This window comes from Bradyrhizobium sp. LeoB3 (assembly GCF_055456055.1).
In genome coordinates, this window is sequence record NZ_JBVBEF010000017.1 from 35,144 (window position 1) to 55,033 (window position 19,890).

22 protein-coding genes are annotated in these 19,890 nt (G+C 63.2%); 12 read left to right on the top strand and 10 right to left on the bottom strand.

Translation table 11 applies throughout. From position 1 onward, the window contains the following. Positions 1-3 precede the first annotated feature (3 nt). Complete coding sequence (locus tag ACZXDY_RS14470; protein ID WP_464345952.1) at positions 4-780, bottom strand: SGNH/GDSL hydrolase family protein; 777 nt, start codon at positions 778-780, stop codon at positions 4-6. A gap of 58 nt (positions 781-838) precedes the next feature. On the opposite strand from ACZXDY_RS14470, the gene fabG reads away from it, so the two are divergent. Further along, complete coding sequence (gene fabG, locus ACZXDY_RS14475; RefSeq protein ID WP_464345953.1) at positions 839-1,519, top strand: 3-oxoacyl-ACP reductase FabG; 681 nt, start codon at positions 839-841, stop codon at positions 1,517-1,519. 9 nt (positions 1,520-1,528) lie between these two features. On the opposite strand, the gene ACZXDY_RS14480 is transcribed toward fabG, so the two are convergent. Next, the gene (locus ACZXDY_RS14480) at positions 1,529-2,236 is read right to left on the bottom strand and encodes a GrlR family regulatory protein (protein WP_464345954.1); all 708 of its coding nucleotides are present in this window, start codon (positions 2,234-2,236) and stop codon (positions 1,529-1,531) included. A gap of 192 nt (positions 2,237-2,428) precedes the next feature. Between ACZXDY_RS14480 and ACZXDY_RS14485 the strand changes: the two genes are divergently transcribed. Together ACZXDY_RS14485 and ACZXDY_RS14490 are read left to right on the top strand one after the other, a co-directional pair. Continuing rightward, positions 2,429-3,133 (top strand): DUF2161 domain-containing phosphodiesterase, encoded by a 705-nt coding sequence (locus ACZXDY_RS14485; protein WP_464345955.1) that lies wholly within the window; start codon positions 2,429-2,431, stop codon positions 3,131-3,133. A 363-nt stretch (positions 3,134-3,496) separates the two neighbouring features. Then, positions 3,497-3,799, top strand: coding sequence for a hypothetical protein (locus ACZXDY_RS14490; protein ID WP_028165863.1), 303 nt, complete (start codon positions 3,497-3,499; stop codon positions 3,797-3,799). Positions 3,800-3,870: 71 nt separating this feature from the next. Here ACZXDY_RS14490 and ACZXDY_RS14495 read toward each other — a convergent pair whose 3' ends face one another. Together ACZXDY_RS14495 and ACZXDY_RS14500 are read right to left on the bottom strand one after the other, a co-directional pair. Beyond that, complete coding sequence (locus ACZXDY_RS14495) at positions 3,871-4,488, bottom strand: N-acetyltransferase family protein (protein ID WP_464345956.1); 618 nt, start codon at positions 4,486-4,488, stop codon at positions 3,871-3,873. Positions 4,489-4,651: 163 nt separating this feature from the next. Next, positions 4,652-5,050, bottom strand: coding sequence for a PaaI family thioesterase (locus ACZXDY_RS14500; RefSeq protein WP_464345957.1), 399 nt, complete (start codon positions 5,048-5,050; stop codon positions 4,652-4,654). 120 nt (positions 5,051-5,170) lie between these two features. On the opposite strand from ACZXDY_RS14500, the gene ACZXDY_RS14505 reads away from it, so the two are divergent. Further along, positions 5,171-5,959, top strand: a complete 789-nt coding sequence (locus tag ACZXDY_RS14505) for a cobalamin-binding protein (RefSeq protein ID WP_464345958.1) — start codon at positions 5,171-5,173, stop codon at positions 5,957-5,959. Positions 5,960-6,043: 84 nt separating this feature from the next. Here ACZXDY_RS14505 and ACZXDY_RS14510 read toward each other — a convergent pair whose 3' ends face one another. Then, positions 6,044-7,321, bottom strand: a complete 1,278-nt coding sequence (locus ACZXDY_RS14510) for an ArgE/DapE family deacylase (RefSeq protein ID WP_464345959.1) — start codon at positions 7,319-7,321, stop codon at positions 6,044-6,046. Positions 7,322-7,391: 70 nt separating this feature from the next. After that, positions 7,392-8,114, bottom strand: coding sequence for a pyridoxamine 5'-phosphate oxidase family protein (locus ACZXDY_RS14515; protein WP_464345960.1), 723 nt, complete (start codon positions 8,112-8,114; stop codon positions 7,392-7,394). A 77-nt stretch (positions 8,115-8,191) separates the two neighbouring features. Between ACZXDY_RS14515 and pdxR the strand changes: the two genes are divergently transcribed. Genes pdxR through ACZXDY_RS14530 form a run of 3 tightly spaced genes read left to right on the top strand, consistent with a single transcriptional unit; the run spans position 8,192 to position 10,159 of the window. Continuing rightward, positions 8,192-9,691, top strand: coding sequence for a MocR-like pyridoxine biosynthesis transcription factor PdxR (gene pdxR, locus ACZXDY_RS14520; RefSeq protein ID WP_464345961.1), 1,500 nt, complete (start codon positions 8,192-8,194; stop codon positions 9,689-9,691). 55 nt (positions 9,692-9,746) lie between these two features. After that, a complete protein-coding gene (locus tag ACZXDY_RS14525) occupies positions 9,747-9,899 on the top strand; it encodes a hypothetical protein (protein ID WP_196237334.1) in 153 nt (50 codons plus the stop codon). A 5-nt stretch (positions 9,900-9,904) separates the two neighbouring features. Then, a complete protein-coding gene (locus ACZXDY_RS14530; protein WP_464345962.1) occupies positions 9,905-10,159 on the top strand; it encodes a DUF6719 family protein in 255 nt (84 codons plus the stop codon). A 134-nt stretch (positions 10,160-10,293) separates the two neighbouring features. On the opposite strand, the gene ACZXDY_RS14535 is transcribed toward ACZXDY_RS14530, so the two are convergent. Next, positions 10,294-10,698, bottom strand: coding sequence for a hypothetical protein (locus tag ACZXDY_RS14535; protein ID WP_028165871.1), 405 nt, complete (start codon positions 10,696-10,698; stop codon positions 10,294-10,296). 712 nt (positions 10,699-11,410) lie between these two features. Between ACZXDY_RS14535 and ACZXDY_RS14540 the strand changes: the two genes are divergently transcribed. Beyond that, positions 11,411-11,626, top strand: coding sequence for a hypothetical protein (locus ACZXDY_RS14540; RefSeq protein ID WP_455996605.1), 216 nt, complete (start codon positions 11,411-11,413; stop codon positions 11,624-11,626). A 141-nt stretch (positions 11,627-11,767) separates the two neighbouring features. Here ACZXDY_RS14540 and ACZXDY_RS14545 read toward each other — a convergent pair whose 3' ends face one another. Next, entirely contained in the window at positions 11,768-12,316 is a 549-nt protein-coding gene (locus ACZXDY_RS14545; RefSeq protein ID WP_464345963.1) for a CreA family protein, read from the bottom strand. A 240-nt stretch (positions 12,317-12,556) separates the two neighbouring features. Here ACZXDY_RS14545 and ACZXDY_RS14550 point away from each other — a divergent pair, with 240 nt between their 5' ends. The 4 genes from ACZXDY_RS14550 (at position 12,557) to ACZXDY_RS14565 (ending at position 16,705) form a co-directional block, all read left to right on the top strand. Further along, entirely contained in the window at positions 12,557-14,140 is a 1,584-nt protein-coding gene (locus ACZXDY_RS14550; RefSeq protein WP_464345964.1) for a L,D-transpeptidase, read from the top strand. 267 nt (positions 14,141-14,407) lie between these two features. Then, positions 14,408-14,983, top strand: a complete 576-nt coding sequence (locus tag ACZXDY_RS14555; protein ID WP_464345965.1) for a glutathione peroxidase — start codon at positions 14,408-14,410, stop codon at positions 14,981-14,983. A gap of 145 nt (positions 14,984-15,128) precedes the next feature. Beyond that, positions 15,129-16,130 (top strand): polysaccharide deacetylase family protein, encoded by a 1,002-nt coding sequence (locus ACZXDY_RS14560; RefSeq protein ID WP_464345966.1) that lies wholly within the window; start codon positions 15,129-15,131, stop codon positions 16,128-16,130. 14 nt (positions 16,131-16,144) lie between these two features. Next, positions 16,145-16,705 carry a dihydrofolate reductase family protein gene (locus tag ACZXDY_RS14565; RefSeq protein WP_464345967.1) on the top strand — a complete coding sequence of 187 codons (561 nt, stop codon included), beginning with the start codon at positions 16,145-16,147 and terminating at the stop codon, positions 16,703-16,705. Between the two features lie 107 nt (positions 16,706-16,812). Here the strand turns inward: ACZXDY_RS14565 and ACZXDY_RS14570 are convergent, their stop codons facing one another. Beyond that, positions 16,813-17,265, bottom strand: a complete 453-nt coding sequence (locus tag ACZXDY_RS14570; protein ID WP_464345968.1) for a DoxX family protein — start codon at positions 17,263-17,265, stop codon at positions 16,813-16,815. Between the two features lie 160 nt (positions 17,266-17,425). After that, positions 17,426-19,735, bottom strand: coding sequence for an NADP-dependent malic enzyme (locus ACZXDY_RS14575; protein ID WP_464345969.1), 2,310 nt, complete (start codon positions 19,733-19,735; stop codon positions 17,426-17,428). Positions 19,736-19,890 lie beyond the last annotated feature (155 nt).

Genomic DNA, 19,890 nt, shown 5'->3' on the forward strand with positions numbered 1-19,890 from the left:
TGGCTACGCTACGGCAGCAGCTTTCCGGATAGCATCGTTAAGGCCCCTAGACATCCGGAGCGTGCTGCCGTTGCTCTGATGCAATCGATCAGGATCGGTCGGGTCGACCATACGATCGAAACCGATATTGTTCTGCGCGTGCCAATGCTGCATCAGCGCCCAGCGGCGAAACACATTGACTCCCGCCCGCTCTGCCACTGCGGCGATCAGCGAGACCATGCGCTCGGAAAGCTCGGCCTTATCGTCGATCAGCATCGCCGGGACATGTTGCGGATCGATCAGTAGCACGTCCATCTGGCCTGCATGGGCACGAAGCCGGTCTACGCCGACGGCAATTTTCTCCGCGACGTCGTCGACGTTGTACTTCTCCTTGTGGAAGACGGCGTTGGTGCCGACCTGCCAGATCACCAGTGACGGTGCCGGCGCTTCGGCGAAAATGTCCGAATCGAAGCGATCCAGTTCTTCGATCGCCTCTTGACCGCCTACCCCCCTGTTGAGCACATCGATCCTTGGATTATCGCAGGCACGCCTCAGATACATTTCCAGCCAGTATGGATAAGGCAAGACATCTTCCCGGCCAGCGGTCGACGATGATCCCATCGCCACGATCTTGAGCGGCCCGCCGTGCCGAAGCGCCTCGGCCGGGCGTGTCAGCGGATATTTGAAGGCGATCAACTGATCAGGCAATTCGGCATCTGCAAAATTGTCAATCATTTCGGGCCTCACAAATTGAATACTATTTAACGTTGAGGGCCTATTTCGCGAGGATTTTGCCGGCATTGCAAATGAATTTCTGCTGAGTTTAGTCTGTCCTGCCCGGGTAGTGCGGAGCTGTCTCATGAACGGAAAAGTTATCGTCATCACCGGCGCGTCCGGTGCGCTCGGCAAGGTGGTCGCTGAGGAAGCCCTGGCGCGCGGCGCACGCGTGTCCGGCATTGATCACGCGCCGTCATCGCTTTCGCCGACGTCGGGCCGGATCGAGTTCGGCGGCGTTGATCTGACCGACGCAGCCCAGGCAAAAAAGGCGATCGACACGGCGGCGGCGCATTTCGGCCGGCTCGATGCGCTGATCAACATCGCCGGCGGCTTTGCCTTCGAGACGGTCGCAGACGGCGATCCCGCAACCTGGCAGCGGATGTATGCGCTCAATGTCACGACCGCGCTCAACGCCTCGCGCGCGGCGATCCCGCATCTTCTTGCGTCCAGCGCCGCGCGTATCATCAATATCGGCGCGCTCGGTGCACTGCAGGCAGGCGCCGGCATGGGCGCCTATGCAGCTTCCAAATCCGGCGTGCACCGCCTGACCGAAGCGCTCGCCGCCGAGCACAAAGGCAAGATCACGGTCAACGCCGTGTTGCCTTCGATCATCGACACCGCAGCAAACCGCGCCAGCATGCCGAGGGCGGATTTCTCAAAATGGGTGGCGCCAAAGGAACTCGCCGACGTCATCCTGTTCCTCGCCAGCGACGCAGCGAGCGCAGTCACCGGCGCGCTGTTGCCGGTGAATGGCCGCGTTTGACTCTCTCGCTCACGCCTCCACCAGCTTCTTCAGCACCGCCTTGAAGCGGACGCTGCGCTTGCCAGCGAGCGCAGTGGCTTCAGCTTCGGCACCTTCGGAATCGTAGGTCCCGGAGAAGCCGATGCCGACTTCGTGGCGGCCGAACAGCGGTCGCTCTCCCAGGCTCGGCGTATGCTCGCGGTTGACGATCTCGCCCTTCCACCGGCCGTTCGCGGCGGTGTAGGCACCGATATAGTCGAAATAGGCGTCGCCGCCCCAGATGCGGCCGTCATGCAGCATCATCACGCCGGTATTGCCGCCGTCGAGCCCATCGAGCATGCGAATGTGGATGGAATAGAGCCCATTGCCGATGCCGTCGGGTCCGACTTTGCCCGGCGCAGGCGCATCCTTGTCGTTGATCGGGGTCAGGATCGCCGTGAACACGACGCCGGGTAAGGCAGTGGTCCCGCCTTCGAAATGAACCTCGTCGCCCTTGTGCGTGCCCTTGAAGGTCATGACGATGTTGTCGACCGGGAACATCGGCACATAGTTCGGATCGTGATTGTGGCGCGTCATCTTCACCTCGGATGAGATGACGCCGCCTTCCTCCGTGTAGCTGCCGATGAAGGACGAACCGGAATTGCCGCCATAGAACTTGCCGGAGGCGGTTGCGAACATCACGCCGCAGCCAGTGCCCCGCGCTGTCCTGAACGAGAATTTGTATAGTCCCTGCAGCACCCTGGCGCCTGCTTCTCACGCGACAAATGCACCATACCCCGCGCGGACCGTTTGCTCGCGCAGGCTTACCGATTGCCATTTGGTCTAGTCGTCCCGCACGAAGACTAACCGTTTTGCCACCGTCCCGGCAAACGCTTTGCGGTAAACTTCTGCAACTGAGTCGCGGCATTTCGCGACTGGAGAGTTTTGCGCGTGGAAACCTCGCTCTATCTGCCCGTCAAACGATTTCTCGAAAAGCTCGGCTTCACGGTGAAGGGCGAGATCGGCGGCTGCGACCTCGTGGCGCTCAGCGGCGACGATCCGCCGGTCGTCGTGGTCGGTGAGCTGAAGCTCACCTTCAACCTGGAACTGATCCTGCAGGCGGTCGGTCGCGCCGGCGCCTGCGACGAGATCTGGATCGCCGCCAAATTGTCGTCGCGCGGCAAAGGCCGCGAGAGCGACGCGCGCTACCGCAATCTCTGCCGCCGCCTCGGCTTCGGCATGCTGGGAGTGACCAGCGCCGGCGAGGTCGAGGTGCTGGTGAAGCCGCCGACCACGGCGCCGCGCCGTGATCCGAAGAAGCGCTCGCGCCTGGTTGCCGAGCACAATCGCCGCAAGGGCGATCCCGTGATGGGCGGCAGCACGCGCTCGCCGATCATGACGGCCTACCGCCAGCAGGCGCTCGCCTGCGCGTCTGCGCTCGCCAGTGGACCACGGCGCGTGCGCGAGCTCCGGGTGGATATTCCGGATGCCGGCAAGATCCTGCTGCACAATGTCTACGGCTGGTTCGACCGCGCCGAGCGTGGAATCTATGTGCTGACCGAAGCGGGCCGCGCCGCGTTGAAACGCTGGCCGCAGCCGCCGGTTGATTCCGCGGCCATCGAAACAGCGCCCTCGATCCGGATGACGACCGCGTAGCGACGCACGATTGCGGTGCATAACCGGTCACGATCGCGCGATGAGGCGAGGTAAACAGAGCATGATCCGGAAAAGCGGAAACCGGTTTTCCGAAAAGGTCATGCTCAAACAAAGAGATCAGATCATGATCCGATTCTGTCCAATCGGATCATGATCTGGAGAAAGTCTACCGTGCATGGCTGGATTGCCATGTCAGTTTCATATTGCAATGCAACAATATGCAGCCTAGGTATCCGCCCAAGCATGATCCGGAAAAATAGCTACCGCGACAGACGAAGCGTTTGCGCGGAGATCATGCTCAAAACGAAGCGGCGGGCGGATGACGACTGATGGAACCGTCATCCCGCTCCCAGCGAGGCCCCGATGAGCGAAGACTGGCAAACGAAATATGGTCCCCGACGCGTGAGGCGCGATCCGCCGACGCTGGAGGAAGCGATCTTCGCCGCCGTCGGCATCACCGACGACCTTGAGCAACAGGCCGAGATCGCGTCCGCCTTGATGGGCCTCCCTTACGAGGAGGTGCTGGCTGAGGTGAAGAAGACGGCGCGCACCACCGCGAGGTCGGCGACCCGTGTGATCACGGGCGAGCAAGGCGCGCAGCGCGCGGTCGTGGTCGAGCGGCGCGTGGTCCGGCGGTTCGGCAACGACAAGCGCACTGGCACCTGAACTGCGATTGGCGATTCGTTCACCTGAGCGAATTGCCCGCAGAGTTGGGGCGCACGAGTTGCGCGCGCCGATCAGGCGGCGCGGCCCCAGCCGTACATCTTGAACACCATCTGCCAATAGGCGCGGTTGAGATCGGCGATCGCGCGCGCGGCCTCCAGCGGCGCGACGGTCGTCGCGGGGACCAGTTCCGGCTGGCCATGCCGCGCAAGATCGATGCTGCCGGTGGATTCGCCGTGGCGGAAGGTCAGCTTCGCGCCAAACTTGCTGGCGAGCGCACGCATCGCCTGGTTCTGCGCGCCGGTGGTGATCCGAAGCGAGCGATAGCCCCTCGCCCGCGCCTCTGCGATCAGCTTGCGGAACAGGATGCTGCCGACGCCATTGCGGCGCGCCGAGCGCTCCACGCTAAAGGCGATCTCAGGCTCGCCATCAGGCGATTGGTCCGGCCGATGCAATTCGGCCGCACCGCGCACCGTGCCGTCCTCGAAATAGGCGATGATGACGGTGCCGTCATTGGCGCACTTCTCGCCATAGCGCTTGATGAAGCTGTCATCCATGAAGCCATGGAAGCGATCATAGCGGCTGGTTCGGTCCAGCCTCAGCAGATGGTCCTGCAGAAGCGGCAATTCCGATTGGCTCAGCGTCCGAACAGTGCCCTTGGCCGGCGCCGAACCGGTAGAATCGTAGTTCATTCCATAGCTCCTCGTGGTAGCCCTCGAGGAGGCGTCGAATCCCTAGACGCGCAATATTGTGCGTCGCAACATGAAATTCAAGTGCTTAGATTCACCGAATGTTGCATTTGGATTCACTTGATCTTTCATCCTGGATTTGATGAATTTCGGGATGGCGAGCGCACTATAGTACCATTTGGGTCTGGGTCACGATGGCGACCAGTCTGCCGTCCTCGGTTTCCAGCCGAGTCTGCCAGACCTGCGTGCGCCGGCCGCGATGCACAGGCGTGGCGATGGCGATCACCGTGCTCCCCTCCTTGGCGCCGCCGATGAAGTTGGTCTTGCTCTCGATCGTGGTGGTCCCCTTGGCATCCTCGGGCAGATTGATCACGGTCGCGGCCGCCCCGACCGAGTCCGCAAACGCCATCACCGCGCCGCCGTGAATGGTGTGATGCAGCGTGCAGAGGTCCGGCCGCACCAGCATCCTCGCCACCACGCGGTCCTTGTCGGCCTCTGTGAACGTGACGCCCTTCAGTTCCGCAAACGGCATTTTCATCGATTGGATCTTTTCCAGCGGCGTCATGCGTCCTCCCGTTTTGTTGTGCGCGCGGCAGCGGCGGAGAATGGACGGAGCCGGTAAATCAGGCAATGACGTCCGAGGTAATGGCCGATGTGACGATGCGCCAATGAGAGAGATTTTCCGATGCGCCACTTCCCTCCCCGCCGGATCGTCTGCCTGACCGAGGAGACCGTGGAGACGCTGTATTTGCTCGGCGAGCAGGATCGCATCGTCAGCGTCTCCGGCTATGCGGTACGGCCGCCGCAGGTCCGGCGCGAGAAGCCGCGCGTCGCGGCGTTCATCTCGGCGGACATCCCGAAAATCCTGGCGCTCGAGCCGGACCTCGTGCTCGCCTTCTCCGACATCCAGGCTGACATCGTCGCCGATCTCGTGCGGGCCGGCGTCGACGTTCACGTCTTCAACCAGCGCGACATTGCCGGCATCATGGCGATGATCCGCACGCTCGGCGCCATGGTCGGCGCCGCCGAGCGCGCCGACCAGCTTGCGACGAGCTTTGAGCAGCGCCTCGCCAGCATCGCTGCGACGCCGCGTCCGCAGCCGAAACCAAAAGTCTATTTCGAGGAATGGGACGATCCCCTGATCAGCGGCATCGGCTGGGTATCGGAATTGATCGAGATCGCCGGCGGCGAAGACGCACTGCCAGGCTTGCGGTTACAGAAGGCGGCGAAAGATCGCATCATCGCGCCCGAGATTGTGCGCGACGCCGCGCCTGACGTGATCCTCGCCTCCTGGTGCGGCAAGAAGGTCGTGCCCGATCGTATCCGCAACCGCCCCGGCTGGAACGACATCCCCGCCGTGCGCAACGACCGCATCATCGAGATCAAGTCGACGATCATCTTGCAGCCGGGCCCAGCCGCGCTCACAGATGGATTGGATGCGATAGTAGCGGCGCTGTGGCCATCGGTGTCGTAGCGTGGGCAAAGCGCAGCGTGCCCACCGTTCGCGGTCGGTGCAAGAGAAGGTGGGCACGCTTCGCTTTGCCCACCCTTCTACACCCTACACCCTCTCCACCCCGCACCATTCCGCGATGAACAGTGCGGTGGCCTTGGTGGATTTGCGCAGCGACTCCAGGTCGACATATTCGTTGAAGCCGTGCATCGCCGCGCCGCTGGCTCCGAAGCATAGGCTCGGGATGTTGTAGTTCAATCCATAGAAGCGGGTGTCAGTGAGCGCGGTGAAGGCGCGGTCTTCCACCGTGCCGCCATAGACGGCGCCGAACGCCTTCGCGAACGCCGCTTCCGGCTCGGCCGCGTCAGTCAGCTCATAGCCCTCGGACAGGAAGCCCGACCACTGCACTTCTGGCGGATTGTTGGAAAGGAAGCGATGGTCACGCGCGGCCGCAGAGACACAGGCCAAAATCTCCTTCTGGCACTCCGCAATCGACCAGCCCGGCAGCACCGCGATGCGGCAGTCGACATCGCACCAGGCCGGCACGCTGGAAGCCCAGTCGCCGCCCTTGATGATGCCGGGATTGAAGTTGATGGGATGCGCGACGTGCTTGAAGTGCCGGTCGGCCTTGGCGCGCTCGTTCCATTCAGCCTCCAACTTTTCCAGCGCGTGGATCAAGTGATACGCCGCCATGATCGCATTCGACCCGGCGCCGGCCTCGAACACATGCACGGGGAAGCCGCGCACCTTCAGCCGAAACCAGATCACGCCGACCTGCGAGCGGATCATCTTGCCGTCGGTCGGCTCCGGGATGAGGCAGGCATCGGCGCGATAACCGCGCTGCAGGGTCGAGAGCGCACCGACGCCGGTGCTCTCCTCCTCGATCACGGACTGGAAGTGGATCCGCCCCGTTGGGCGCAAGCCTGCCGCCTTGATCGCATCCAGCGCATAGAGGGCGCCGATCGTGCCCGACTTCATGTCGCAGGCGCCGCGGCCATACATGCGCCCATCCTTGATGGTGGGCGAGAATGGCGGCGTCTCCCACATGTCGAGCGGGCCGGTCGGCACCACGTCGCAGTGCCCCTGCAGGATCAGCGATTTGCCGCCATTGCTGGGCGGCCGATAGGTGCCGACCACCGTACGAGCCCTGGAGAAATCATGCTCGATCGGGCCGAAGCCGCGCAGGTTCTTCAGATCGTCAACATTGATATGCCAGTCGTCGACCTCGTAGCCGCGTGCGCGCAGGAGATCGCCGATCATGTCCTGGCACGGACCTTCCGCGCCACGCGTCGATGGGATCGCAACGAATTCCTTCGTGGTCGCAAGCTGCGCAGCGAAGCCGGCATCAACGGCGTCCAGGATCCTTTGTTGCGTATCGGCACTCATGCAGCAGCTCCAACTCCAGGTTCGATCATCAAGCGTGTGGGCGCTTGGCCCGCAACGCTATAGCGTGATCTCAGCCGCCGGGGTACTGCACAAAATAGGCATCTCGTAGTGCTTCATCGAGCAGCCGGCCTTCCGAATAGCCATCGAGCGACGCCGGCCGCGTCACGCCGTCAAGCAGCCGCGGGCACGGTTCCGGCGCGCCGAGCACGGTGCGCACCGGGATGCGCTCGGCATAGATCGGCAGTTCGTAATCCTCGTCGTCATCGGCGACGCCTTTGGCGCGGATCTTGGCGGAAGCCTCCTCGATCTCCATCGCGATGAAAGATGTCGCCTTGATCTCCTGCGTGTTGCTCGGCCGCAGGCTCGCGGTGCGATCGGGAAAGAAGCGGTCGACCATCGCGACCAGCGCACGCTGTTTCTCGTCCGGATCGGTAACCAGATAGGCTGACCCGAACGCCATCACCGCGCGGTAGTCCGCCGAATGATTGAAGCCGCAGCGCGCCAGCACCAGGCTGTCGAGATGCGCAACCGTGAGACAGACCCTCTGGCCCGCGGACTGGTTCCTCAGCATCCGGCTCGCGCTGCTGCCGTGCCAGTAAAGCTTCGTCCCTTCGCGCCAGAAGAAGGTCGGCGTGCAATAGGGCTGGCCGTCGATCGCATAGGAAACGTGGCATAGCATCGAGGAATCGAGGATGCGGTGCACGGTTTCATGATCATAGAAGCCGCGATCATGGCGGCGCTTCACCTGGTTTCGTGGTGACAGCGGATAAGAGGCGGCAGCACCTTCGCTCACGGCAGCTCCTGTTTCTGGATCTTGAACGTTTCGAAGCAGTTGTAGCGCCGGATTTGGTCTGCGATAGTGCCAATTCCATGCGAAAAATTTCGACCAATTCTGCGTCGCCGCGCAAGGCCGAGCTGCCGCTCGACCTTTCCGGACCGCATGTCACACCAGGCGCTTCCGCCCAGCAGCGCCTCTACCAGGCGCTTTGCCACGCCATCCTCGGCGGCATCGTCAAACCCGGCGAGCCGCTACCGCCCTCCCGCACTCTCGCAAAGCAGACCGGCTTTCGCCGCAACGCGATCGTCACCGCGTATGAGCGTTTGATCGCGGACGGGTTCGCAGTGGCGACCACGGGCTCGGGGACGTTCGTCGCGGCTCGCATCCCTGCGCGAGCCCGCGAGGCACCGAAGCCGAAGATCACCATCGATGCGCCCCAGCAAGGCGCGCTGGCGCTTGGCTGCACGCATATCGATAGCCGCGCCCTGCAGCGCTTCCGCGCCTTCGTCGGCCGAAGGATGCGCGCCTTCAGCGCCGAGCATTTCCACTACGGCGATCCCAGGGGCAGCCGCGAGCTCCGCGCCGCAATCGCCGACCATTTGTTGTCGGCGCGCGGCCTGCGCTGCGATCCCGAGCAGATCATGCTGACGTCCGGCACGCTGCACGGCCTGCGGATCGTGCTCAGCGCGATCCTTAGGCCGCGCGACCAGATCTGGTGCGAGGATCCAGGCTACCCGATCGCGCGCCGAACCATCGAGCATTGCGGCTATCGCGCGGTTTCCGTTCCGGTCGATGCATCGGGCATGGTGGTTGCGAACGGCCGGGCCCGCGCGCCGGCGGCCCGTGCGGCCTATGTGACGCCGTCGCATGAGTTTCCGCTCGGCGTGCAGATGTCGATGCCGCGCCGGCTGGAACTGCTGGACTGGGCCAAGGCCGCCGATGCCTTCGTGTTCGAGGACGATTACGACAGCGAATTCCGGTATGACGGCGCTCCCCTGCTGTCGCTCGCCGGCATCGACCATCTGCGGCGCGTCATCTACATGGGCACATTTGCCAAGACACTGTTTCCCGGATTGCGCGTCGGCTATTGCGCGCTGCCTGAAAAATTGATCGGTCCGGTGACGGCAGCGCGCGCCGCGCTCGATCGCTTTCCCTCCACGCTGATGGAAGGCGCCGTCGCGGATATGCTCAACTCCGGCGCCTTCGCCGCCAACCTGAAGAAGGTGCGCAGGCTCTACCGCGAGGCCCGCGACGTGCTGGCCTCGACGCTGTCGGCGGCTTCCGAAGGCGAGCTGTCGGTGCCGGTGCCCTCGCAGGGTCTGCATCTGGTGGCACGGTTCGATCCATCGACCGAACCGCTCGTCGCGTCAGAGGCCAGGAACGCGGCCGGGGTCGACGGCTGGCTGCTCGCAGAGACCTATCATCGTGCGCGTCCCCTGCCCGGCTTCGTGCTGGGGTTTGCCGGCCACGGCCTTCCGCAACTGAAAGCATCGGCCGAACGACTGGCGAAGGCCTCGCTCACCGCGCTGCGCGAGAGCCGTAAGCCGAGAGCCCGCGTCGCCAAAACGTCAACGTCGCGCGCGGCTCTATGAGAATCGCCGGCGCCTCATTAAGCTGAAAATGAAAGCTGTACGGCGGAAATACCGGATGCCCGGCAATCGCAACGTCCTGTATCTGATCATCGGTGTGCTGCTCGCCGTCATCGGCGTGCTCAGCTACCAGCTCTACCAGGCCAAGAAGCAGCCCGAAGGTTTCCAGATCAATGTCGGCCCCGACGGGTTGAAGATCCAAGGCAAGTGATGCTGATGATTTCGAAAAGAGTTCTGCGCGTCGGTTGCATGGTGCTGCTTGGCTGGCTCGCATCTCCGCTGTCAGCGTCGGCCCAGGTAATGGGACGCGAGCAGGACATCATCGATTTGCGGCTGGGCCAGCGCGTGATGGTCGACGACGGATCATGCCCCGCGGGCCAGATCAAGGAAGTCTCGGGCTCGCAGATGACGAGCCAGGGCGTGACGCGCGTGCGCAAATGCGTCCCGCGCCTCGGCACCAAGAAGCGCTGAGGTGTCCGTCATGCCCCGCGCGGGCGGGGCATAGTAACCAACATTGCCAGTTGTGCGCACAAGAAGCGCCGCGGAATACTGGATCGCCGGTCAAGGCCGGGCGATGACCTCGTGGGATGATCGAGAAACGCCGCTCACTCCGTCGCCGGATCGAACATGCACTGCAGCGTCGGCTTCGCGATCTTGGTGAAGGTCGGGCCGATCTCGGACTGCTTTGACGGCGGCACCCAGTCGGTCTCGATCGTCGGCACGCCGGTCTCGCTGATCCCGCGCAGCAAGGCTTCGCGCAGATCGGGATCCTCGACGGTGGCGGCAGCATAATCGTGCAGACAGCCGCATACGGCTTCCGGATGCGCCCAGCGGCCGAGCATGTGGGGGGCGCACTGGCGCACGAATTCACCGCGCGGGTCGGGCAGCACCTTGAACAGGGTGCGGAATTGCACCGGCTGGGTCTGATGCGCTGTCGGCGCCTGCGCTTGCGCCGAACTGGCAGAAATGATCGATGCCGCGATGACGGCGAGACAGGTGCGCAAGAGCATGCAGTTCATTTACCGTCGGCTTTCCTGCAGACTTCTCACAGCATGATCCGGAAAAGTGGAAACCGGTTTCCCGAAAAGATCATGCTCAAACAAGGAGCTCAGTTGGCGGCAACGACGATAGCCTAAGTCGTGACGCCTCCAATCGGCGAACCCGTATAAGAGAAGCTGCCGATCCCCGGAAGGTCGCTGTTGGAGGACCCGGCCATTGAGGGTCCAGCCAGGACGAAGGCGAAGGCAAGGATGAAGCTGATCGTCCGCATTTGGCTGTCTCCGGTCTTCCAGCGTTCCCGCCATCGTATGGCGGTTTGATAACCACGCCCTGTTTCCGGACATCTGCGCGAAAACCTCAAAATAGTTTCATTCCACTGCCGAATTGTTTCGTGGGCTCGGCGCGACGAAACATTGGGGCAGAAAACGCAATGATTTCAGCACCCGCATTTCTGGTACACCAGCGCCCTCGTGCCGTGCCTCGCCACCAGCGAAGAAATGATCACCGCGCGAATGACATAGATCAACGCCCGCAACCGCGGTTTGGCGCTAGATTATCAGGGTGCCGATCAACAACGTCGCGAGTTCTTAATCTTTGGCCGCTAGGAGCACTGCAGCGAACTGAACCCAACAGCTTGCTCCACAGACTCAGACGCACAACTCGCAACCTTTGTTGATGGTCGCGCGTTAGCTACTTCTCTCAATCCAACGAAGGATCGCAGTCGTGGGCAATGGCAACATCGACGTTGGCAAGGAAACCGCGACCCGCAAACCCGGCCAGCAGCAGATGGCGGGTGCGATGTCGCAGCAGGACATCCACGTCATGGGTGACAATGAATGCGCGCAGCAGAAGCTCGTGCGCCTCGTGGGCTGCCGCGATCCCCAAGCCCGCCTTCAGGCCAGCATGCGAGGGTCCGACTGGAAGAAACGGCAGTTCTAGAGCGTTTTCGAGCGAAGCATGCCCTCGGACTTGATCCGAGGGTGGACACCGGTTCGCGTGAAGAAAACGCGTCAAAACAAGAAGCTAGAGCTTCGGTTCTGATTCAATCAGAACCGAAAATGCTCTAGCCCTTTTCTTCCACTACTGGATGAAGTCGCCGCACTTCTGCACGACAGCGTCGACCGCGCCCCACGGCATGATCGGCACCGAAGAGGTCGAGTTCTTCGGCGAGCCTTCGATCAGCTTGTCCGAATAGACCATGTAGACGAGCACGTTGCGCTTGGCATCGCACCCGCGGACGATCTGCATCTTCTTGAAGAACAGGGACCGGCGCTGGCGGAACATGTCGTCGCCCTGGCTCATCTTGTCCTTGAATCGGATCGGGCCGATCTGCCGGCAAGCCAGTGAAATGTCGGAGACTTCCTCCGCTACTCCCAGCCAGCCCTTGAAGCCGCCCTTCTCCGGCACCGTGAAATGACAGGCCACACCTTCGACCTCGGGATCGTCGACGCCATAGGTCGCGAGCTTGTCGTTGGGCGAAATCCATTTGAACACGGTGGAGCGGCGGAAGATCAGGTCGGGCTCGTCGGCAGCGACTGCCGCCTGCACCAGTCCCAGCGCCAGGACAACTGTGGTCAAAGCCAGCCTCTTCCAAGGCAGTTGCGGAGAAGTGATGGCTTTGGCGTGCATGATGGCTCCGCTACGTTGTTGGCGCGGCCTATGTATGGCGAAAAGGCTGCAAGGAAAGGCTGAAAGGAAAGGCTGCGCGCATTGAGAGGCGCGTGGGCCGGTTTAACCTAATGTGAGGCTTTTTTGCTACGCTTTCTACGAAAAGCGCTACGATCACAGAAGGGTTAAAGTGCCTGCGCTGGTGAACGTATTTCGCCTCTGCGACAACCAACCAATAGCGGACTGGGAATCTTAAGGACTATGCGCGTGAGCGGACGTCGGGTTTCAACATTGCATACTGCAAGTGAACGGGCTTGGAAGATCGCGCTTCTGGCGACGGTAGGCACGCTCGGCGCCGCCTCGCAGGCCGATGCCGCGCTCTACTACTACCGTGACTATGATCCCACCTACTATCAGCCCGAGCCGCAGATTCAGCCGCGGCGGCAGAAGCCGCGCAAGCCCGCTGCAAAAGCCGCAGCCGCGGAGAAAGAAACCGGTATCAAGCCTCAGACTCCGCTGATCATCACGGTCTCGATCCATGACCAGAAGATGCGGGTCTTTGACGCCAACGGTCTGTTTGCCGAGAGCCCGGTCTCGACCGGCATGAAGGGCCACTCCACCCCGATGGGTATCTTCAGCGTCATCCAGAAACACAAATTCCATCACTCCAACATCTATAGCAACGCGCCGATGCCCTACATGCAGCGGATCACCTGGTCGGGTGTCGCGATGCATGCCGGCGTGCTGCCCGGCTATCCGGCTTCGCACGGCTGCATCCGGATGCCGATGTCATTCGCGATCAAGATGTGGAATTGGACCAAGATGGGCGCGCGCGTCATCATCACGCCCGGCGAGATCACACCCGTTGCTTTCTCGCATCCGCTGCTCGCCACGCAAAAGGTGGCACCGCAACCCGTTGCCGAAGAACCGAAGGTGGATGCTCCGCTTGGCGTCAAGGGCGACAAGGGCGCGGAGCTCAAGCCTGCCAACGAACCCGGTATCGAGCTGCGCGCCACCGTGGGTCATGCCGAGTTGCAAACATCGCTGCGCGAGCAGACCCATACTGCGGACGCTAGCGGTGCGATGCCGGCCACGCGGCTGGACAACAGCGCGGTCGGCGAAGCGAGCTCAGCCGGCGAGCAGAATCCGATCGACATCACTGCCAGCACGGAAGCTTCGAAATCCGAAGCCCTTGCCGGTGAACGTGTGAAAGCCGCGAGAACGGCCGAAGCGGTCAAGCAGGATGCACCGAAAGTCGACGCCGCCAAATCGACCGAGCCCAAGGAATCCGAGCAAGCGGCCGAGCCCGCCAAGCCGGGCGACGCGCCCGCTGCCGACGTCAAGAAGGATGGTTCACGTTTGCCGGCCGCCGCAAAGCTCGATCAGCCGAAGCGGACCGGCCAGATCGCCGTCCTGATCAGCCGCAAGGATTCCAAGCTTTACGTTCGGCAGAATTTTGCGCCGCTGTTCGAGGTGCCCGTGGTGATCGCGCCTGGCGACCGGCCGCTGGGCACGCATGTGTTCACCGCCCGGGTCGACAAGAGCGATCCCAACCTTCTGCGCTGGTCGGTGGTCTCGTTGCCGACTGCACGCACAGCGGTGCGGCTCGAGGAAGATGCCTATCCGGGACGGCGCCGCCGCGGCGCGACGGCCCCCGCCGAGGTCAAGCCGCAGCCGCTCGCGAGCAGCCCGGCAGAAGCGCTCGACCGCATCACCATCCCGCAGGACGCGATGGCGCGCGTCAACGAGGCGCTGACCACGGGCGGCTCGATCATCGTTTCCGACCAGGGCATCAACCAGGGCGAGACCGGCGAAGGCACGGACTTCATCATCCCGCTGCGCTGAACGTCTTGGCTGGGAGCGCAGACCAGCTCCGGCCTTCTCCAGCACAATAGATTGAGGCTCTCTCCTCCGTCATTCCGGGATGCGCCGAAGGCGCAGACCCGGAATCCATTGGGCCACAACGGGCTCGCGCTTCGCGCGCCCCGGAATGACACGCAAATCGACGCCGCAAGCACGGCTTCGCCTCTCCGCCGTAACGTCTTGTTGAAAGCCCCGCTCCACCCGGCCGGGTTATTGTTCGCCGAATCTTCACGCTGAAGGGGAATGGCCATGATCAGCCGCAGGATTTTTGTCGCGGGTGCGGTGGCGGTATCGGCCGGACCTTTGTACTCCCGGACCTTGCAGGCAGAGCCGGCGATGAGCCGGGTCACCGCCTACGCCTTCTCGTTTCCGGCGCTGCAGGGCGGTGACATCCGGCTTGCCGAGCATGCTGGCCGTCCGCTCCTGATCGTCAACACCGCCTCGCTCTGTGGCTTCACCCCGCAATATGCGGGGCTGCAGGCGCTGTGGACGGAGTTCCGCGACCGTGGCCTCGTCATCATCGGCGTCCCCTCCAACGATTTCGGGAGCCAGGAGCCCGGCGGCGCCACCGAAATCGCCGAGACCGCGCATCACCAATATGGCGTCACCTTCCCAATGGCGGCCAAGGCCGTCGTGAAAGGCCCCAATGCGCATCCCTTCTACCGATGGGCTGCCGAGGCGCGTCCGAAGGATGTCCCGCGCTGGAACTTTCACAAATATCTGATCGGCCGCGACGGCTACATCGCCGACGTCTTCCCTGAGTCGGTTGCGCCGGAGGACACGAGGGTCAAGACCACCATCGCCCGGGCGCTGGCGGCGGCCTGATCCCCTGCAATTTACCTGTGCAGGAAGTCGGCCTCCGTTGCATTGGCGGGGTGTGACCATCTAGGCTACTATTAGTTGGGGTGGGCGGCAGTTCGAGCGGGCTTTGGATACCTCCACCCGCACGATAGCTCTAGGGAACACAGCCATGCGCATTGCGGCAGGTCTGATTTTGGCGGGCGCAGTTTCGCTGCTCTCGTCCACCGCGGTTTGGTCGCAGACTCCCCCAACGGTCAAAGGTGCTCCCGTCGCCAAAGGCGCGAACGCCGCTCCGGCGCCCGCGCAGCAGGCGGCCACTCCGCAGGCGGCGCCTGCGCCGGTTCCTGCGGCTGCCCCCGCACAGCCACCGCAGCCAGCACGCGCCGCTTGCAACAATCCGAACGCGCTCGGCGTCGGCCGCACGGTCGAGATCGACACGACAGGCGGACCCGGCTTCGGCTTCGAGCATTTCAAGCAGCTCGACTTCCTGCGCGACCACGAGGTGGTCCTCACCTTCGACGACGGCCCGTGGCCGAACAACACGCCCGCCGTGCTGAAGGCGCTGGCGGACGAATGCACCACCGGCATCTTCTTCCCGATCGGCAAGCACGCGACCTACCATCCCGAGATCCTCAAGCAGGTTTACAACGCCGGCCACACCGTCGGCGCGCACACCTGGTCGCATGCCAACCTGAACAACAAGAAGCTGACTGAAGACCAGCGCAAGGACGAGATCGAGAAGGGCTTCGCCGCGGTCAAATGGGCGCTCGGCGTCTCGCCTTCACCGTTCTTCCGCTTCCCGGCGCTGCAGCATCCGCCGGAAATGGTGACCTATCTCGGCACCCGCAACGTCGCCATCTTCTCCTGCGACCTCGACTCGTTCGACTTCAAGGCGAGCAAGCCGCAGACGGTGATCGACACCGTGATGAAGAAGGTCGACAAGCTCGGCAAGGGCATCATCCTGATGCACGACTTCCAGAAGCACACCGCCGAAGCCCTGCCCGAATTGTTGAGCCGGCTGAAGGCCGGCGGCTACAAGGTCGTCGCAATGCGCGCCAAATCCCCGGTGCAGGTGCTGCCGAAATATGAGGAAGAGCTGGCCAAGGACGCCAAGCTGCCGACGGTGAGCGCACGGCCGGTCAACAGCGTCGTGACGACGGTCAACGAATAGCCTCCCGAGTCGTCGTGCCGGCGTTGCGTTTCGAAGGCTATGTGATCGTCTCCGCCGATGGCCGGCTGGCGAACGCAAATAATGTGATGCCGAACGAATTGAAATTCGAGGGCGACAAGAGATTCTTCTCCGCCGCCCTCGACCGTGCCGACTTGATCGTGCATGGCCGCAATTCCTACGAAGACCAGCCGAACTCGCCACAGCGAAAACGCATCGTCGTGACGCGCAAGGTGCCCGCCATCGCGGCCGATCCCGCGAATCCGAAAGCTACGCTCTGGAATCCCGCCGGCGCTTCGTTCGAGGCGGCGAGCGCGCAAGCGGGTGTCACCTCCGGCACTGTCGCGATCATCGGCGGTCCTTCAGTGTTCGATATGTTCATGGACCGCTACGACACGTTCTGGCTGTCGCAGGCGCCGGGGGTGAACCTGCCGGACGGAGAACCCTGTTTTCCCGGCGTCCCTGCCCGCTCGCCGCAGCAGATCCTTGCATCCCACGGATTGAAGCCGGGCGAGCCGCAAATCCTCGATGCGAACCAAGGCGTCACCGTCACGCCGTGGCGGCGCGACACAGCGTGAGGCTGCCGTAGCCCGGGTGGAGGCGCCAGCGTAACCCGGGGCCGCTCGCAAATACGGATACCGCCATCCCGGGTTACGCATTCCGCTCCACCCGGGCTACAAGTCTCTCACGCATCACCGTAAGCTGCCGCAGTGCTCCGCGGCGTGCGGCCGTAGCCGGCGAGGATGAACAGCGCGCCGATGATCGACAGGTTCTTCAGCGCCTCCATCAGCGTGTGGGCGTTGTCAGGCGCTGGCTGATTCCAGAAATCGTGGAAGTAGAAGGTCGCGCCGACCACGAGGATGATGAGCAGGATCGAGAAGAATCGCACCAGCCAGTTCAATGCGATCATCAGGCCGGCGATGACTTCGAACACGCCGACCGAAATCGCGATCAACTGCATGATCGGCATTGCCGCCAAGGTTTCAAGCTGGTGCGCATAGGGCGCTGCAATCTCGGGAATGGTGATCTTGGCTGCGAAGGAATCCGCGGTCGCCTGGATCGCCAACAGCTTGGTTGCTCCCGAATAGATGAACAGGACGGCGAACAAAACTCGTCCGAAAGCAATGAACCCCGGCATGGTCGTCCCCATTGATCGCAGTCGTGAACCGAGCCCGGAACGATTATGGTCGTTCCGCCTGCCGCGAGCAATTCGAATTCGTCTCCGCCAAGATCATGATCCGATGAATCGGATCATGATCTCATCTTCTTGTTTGAGCAGGAGCTTTTCGGATCATGCTCTAGCCGAACAAGGTCGGCTGCGCGCGGCCCGCACGCTCCTGCGCCTCGACCGCGGCGACCGCCGTCATGTTGAGGACACCGCGCGCCGTCACCGACGGCGTGAGGATATGCGCCGGCCGCGCCGGGCCTATCAGGATCGGGCCGACGGGAAGCGCGTCTCCCAGCGACTTGATCATCTGGTAGGCGATGTTGGCCGCGTCGAGATTCGGCATGATCAGGATGTTGGCCTCGCCTTCCAGCTTCGATCCCGGCAGCACCAGGTCGCGCACGGCCTTGGACAGCGCGGTGTCGCCCTGCATCTCGCCGTCGGCCTCGATCTCCGGATGCTTTTCTTTAAGGAGCTGCGTGGCGCGCCGCATCTTGCGCGAGGATTCGGTGTCGTAGCTGCCGAAATCCGAATGCGACACGAACGCGACCCTGGGCTTGAAGTTGAAACGCTGGACGTGGATCGCTGCGAGCGAGGCCATCTCCGACAGCTCTTCCGCGCTGGGATTCGGCCGTACCTGCGTATCGGCGATGAAATAGGCGCCCTTGGTCGAGATCATCAGCGCCAGCGCCGCGTAGTCGCTGACGCCAGGCAGGAAGCCGATGATCTCGCGCACGTGGCGCAGATGGCTCATGTAGCGGCCTTCGACGCCGCACAGCATAGCATCCGCCTCGCCGCGCACCACCGCCAGCGCCGCGATGACAGTGTTGTTTGTGCGCACCACCGTACGCGCCGCATCCGGCGTCACGCCGCGCCGGCCGGCGACCTCGATATAGGACTGCACATAGGAGCGATAGCGCGGATCGTCCTCGGGATTGATGAGGTCGAAATCCTTGCCGGCCTGGATCGCAAGGCCGAACCGCTTGATGCGGGCTTCGACCACCGAGGGCCGCCCGACCAGGATCGGCCGCGCCAGCTTCTCTTCCAGCACCACTTGCGTGGCGCGCAGCACGCGCTCGTCCTCGCCTTCGGCGTAGATCACGCGCACCGGCTGCGTCTTGGCCTTGGCGAACATCGGCTTCATGACGAGGCCGGAGCGGAAGGCGAAGCGCTCGAGCAGCGCGGTGTATTCGTCGAAATTCTTGATCGGCCGTGTCGCTACGCCCGATTCCATCGCCGCCCTTGCCACCGCCGGCGCAAGGCGCAGGATCAGGCGCGGGTCGAACGGGCTTGGGATCAGCGAGCCGGGCCCGAAACCCTGCGTCTCACCGGTGTCGTAGCGCGACGCGACCGCATCCGAGGGCGGATCGCGCGCGAGCTGCGCGATCGCGTCGACCGCCGCATGCTTCATCGCCTCGTTGATCGCGGTCGCACCGACGTCGAGCGCGCCGCGGAAGATGAAGGGAAAGCACAGGACGTTGTTGACCTGGTTCGGGAAGTCCGAACGTCCCGTGCAGATCATGGCGTCGGGGCGCGCTTTCCGCGCCTCGTCCGGCATGATCTCCGGCACCGGGTTGGCGAGCGCCATGATCAGCGGATTCTCCGCCATCTGCTTTGCCATTTCCGGCTTCAGCACATTCGGCGCCGAGAGGCCGAGGAAGATGTCGGCGCCGCCGATCACGTCGGCCAGCACCCGCGCATCCGTGTTCTGCGCATAGACCGCCTTCCAGCGGTCCATCGAGGTGTTGCGGCCCTCATGGACGACGCCGTCAATGTCGCAGACCCAGATGTTCTTGCGCTGCGCCCCCATCGACACCAGCAGGTTGAGGCAGGCGATCGCGGCCGCACCCGCACCGGAGCAGACGATCTTCACCTCGGACAGCTTCTTGCCGTTCAGCAGCAGCGCGTTGACGATCGCAGCCCCGACGATGATCGCGGTGCCGTGCTGGTCGTCATGGAAGACCGGGATCTTCATCCGCTCCTTGAGCTGCGCCTCGATCTCGAAACACTCCGGCCCGCGGATGTCCTCCAGATTGATGCCGCCGAAGGTCGGCTCCAGCGCCGCCACCGTCTCGACCACGCGCTCGATCGTGTCGGCCTTGATCTCGATGTCGAACACGTCGATGCCGGCGAATTTCTTGAACAGCACCGCCTTGCCTTCCATCACCGGCTTCGAGGCCAGCGGGCCGATATTGCCGAGCCCAAGCACCGCGGTACCGTTGCTGACCACCGCGACCAGGTTCGCGCGCGCCGTCAGCGAGGCCGCCTCGGCGGGGTTCTTTGCGATCTCGGTGCAGGCGGCGGCGACGCCGGGCGAATAGGCGAGCGCCAGGTCGCGCTGGTTGGCGAGCGGCTTGATCGCCTGTATTTCGAGTTTGCCCGGTCGCGGCAGCCGGTGATAGGCCAGCGCCGCCGAATGGAGATCTTCAGAAGAGGATGACATCGTACTCTCGCGTTTCCGGCCTCAAGCTCTTATTCTATGCAAGTCTTGTTCTATGCAGTCTAACAAGGCCAGTTGTCCGGCAGATGGAGCCGGATGTGAAGCACGCCGGGCCCCCTCGATGCAACATCGGATCGCACTCCCGTCAACAGCCGCCC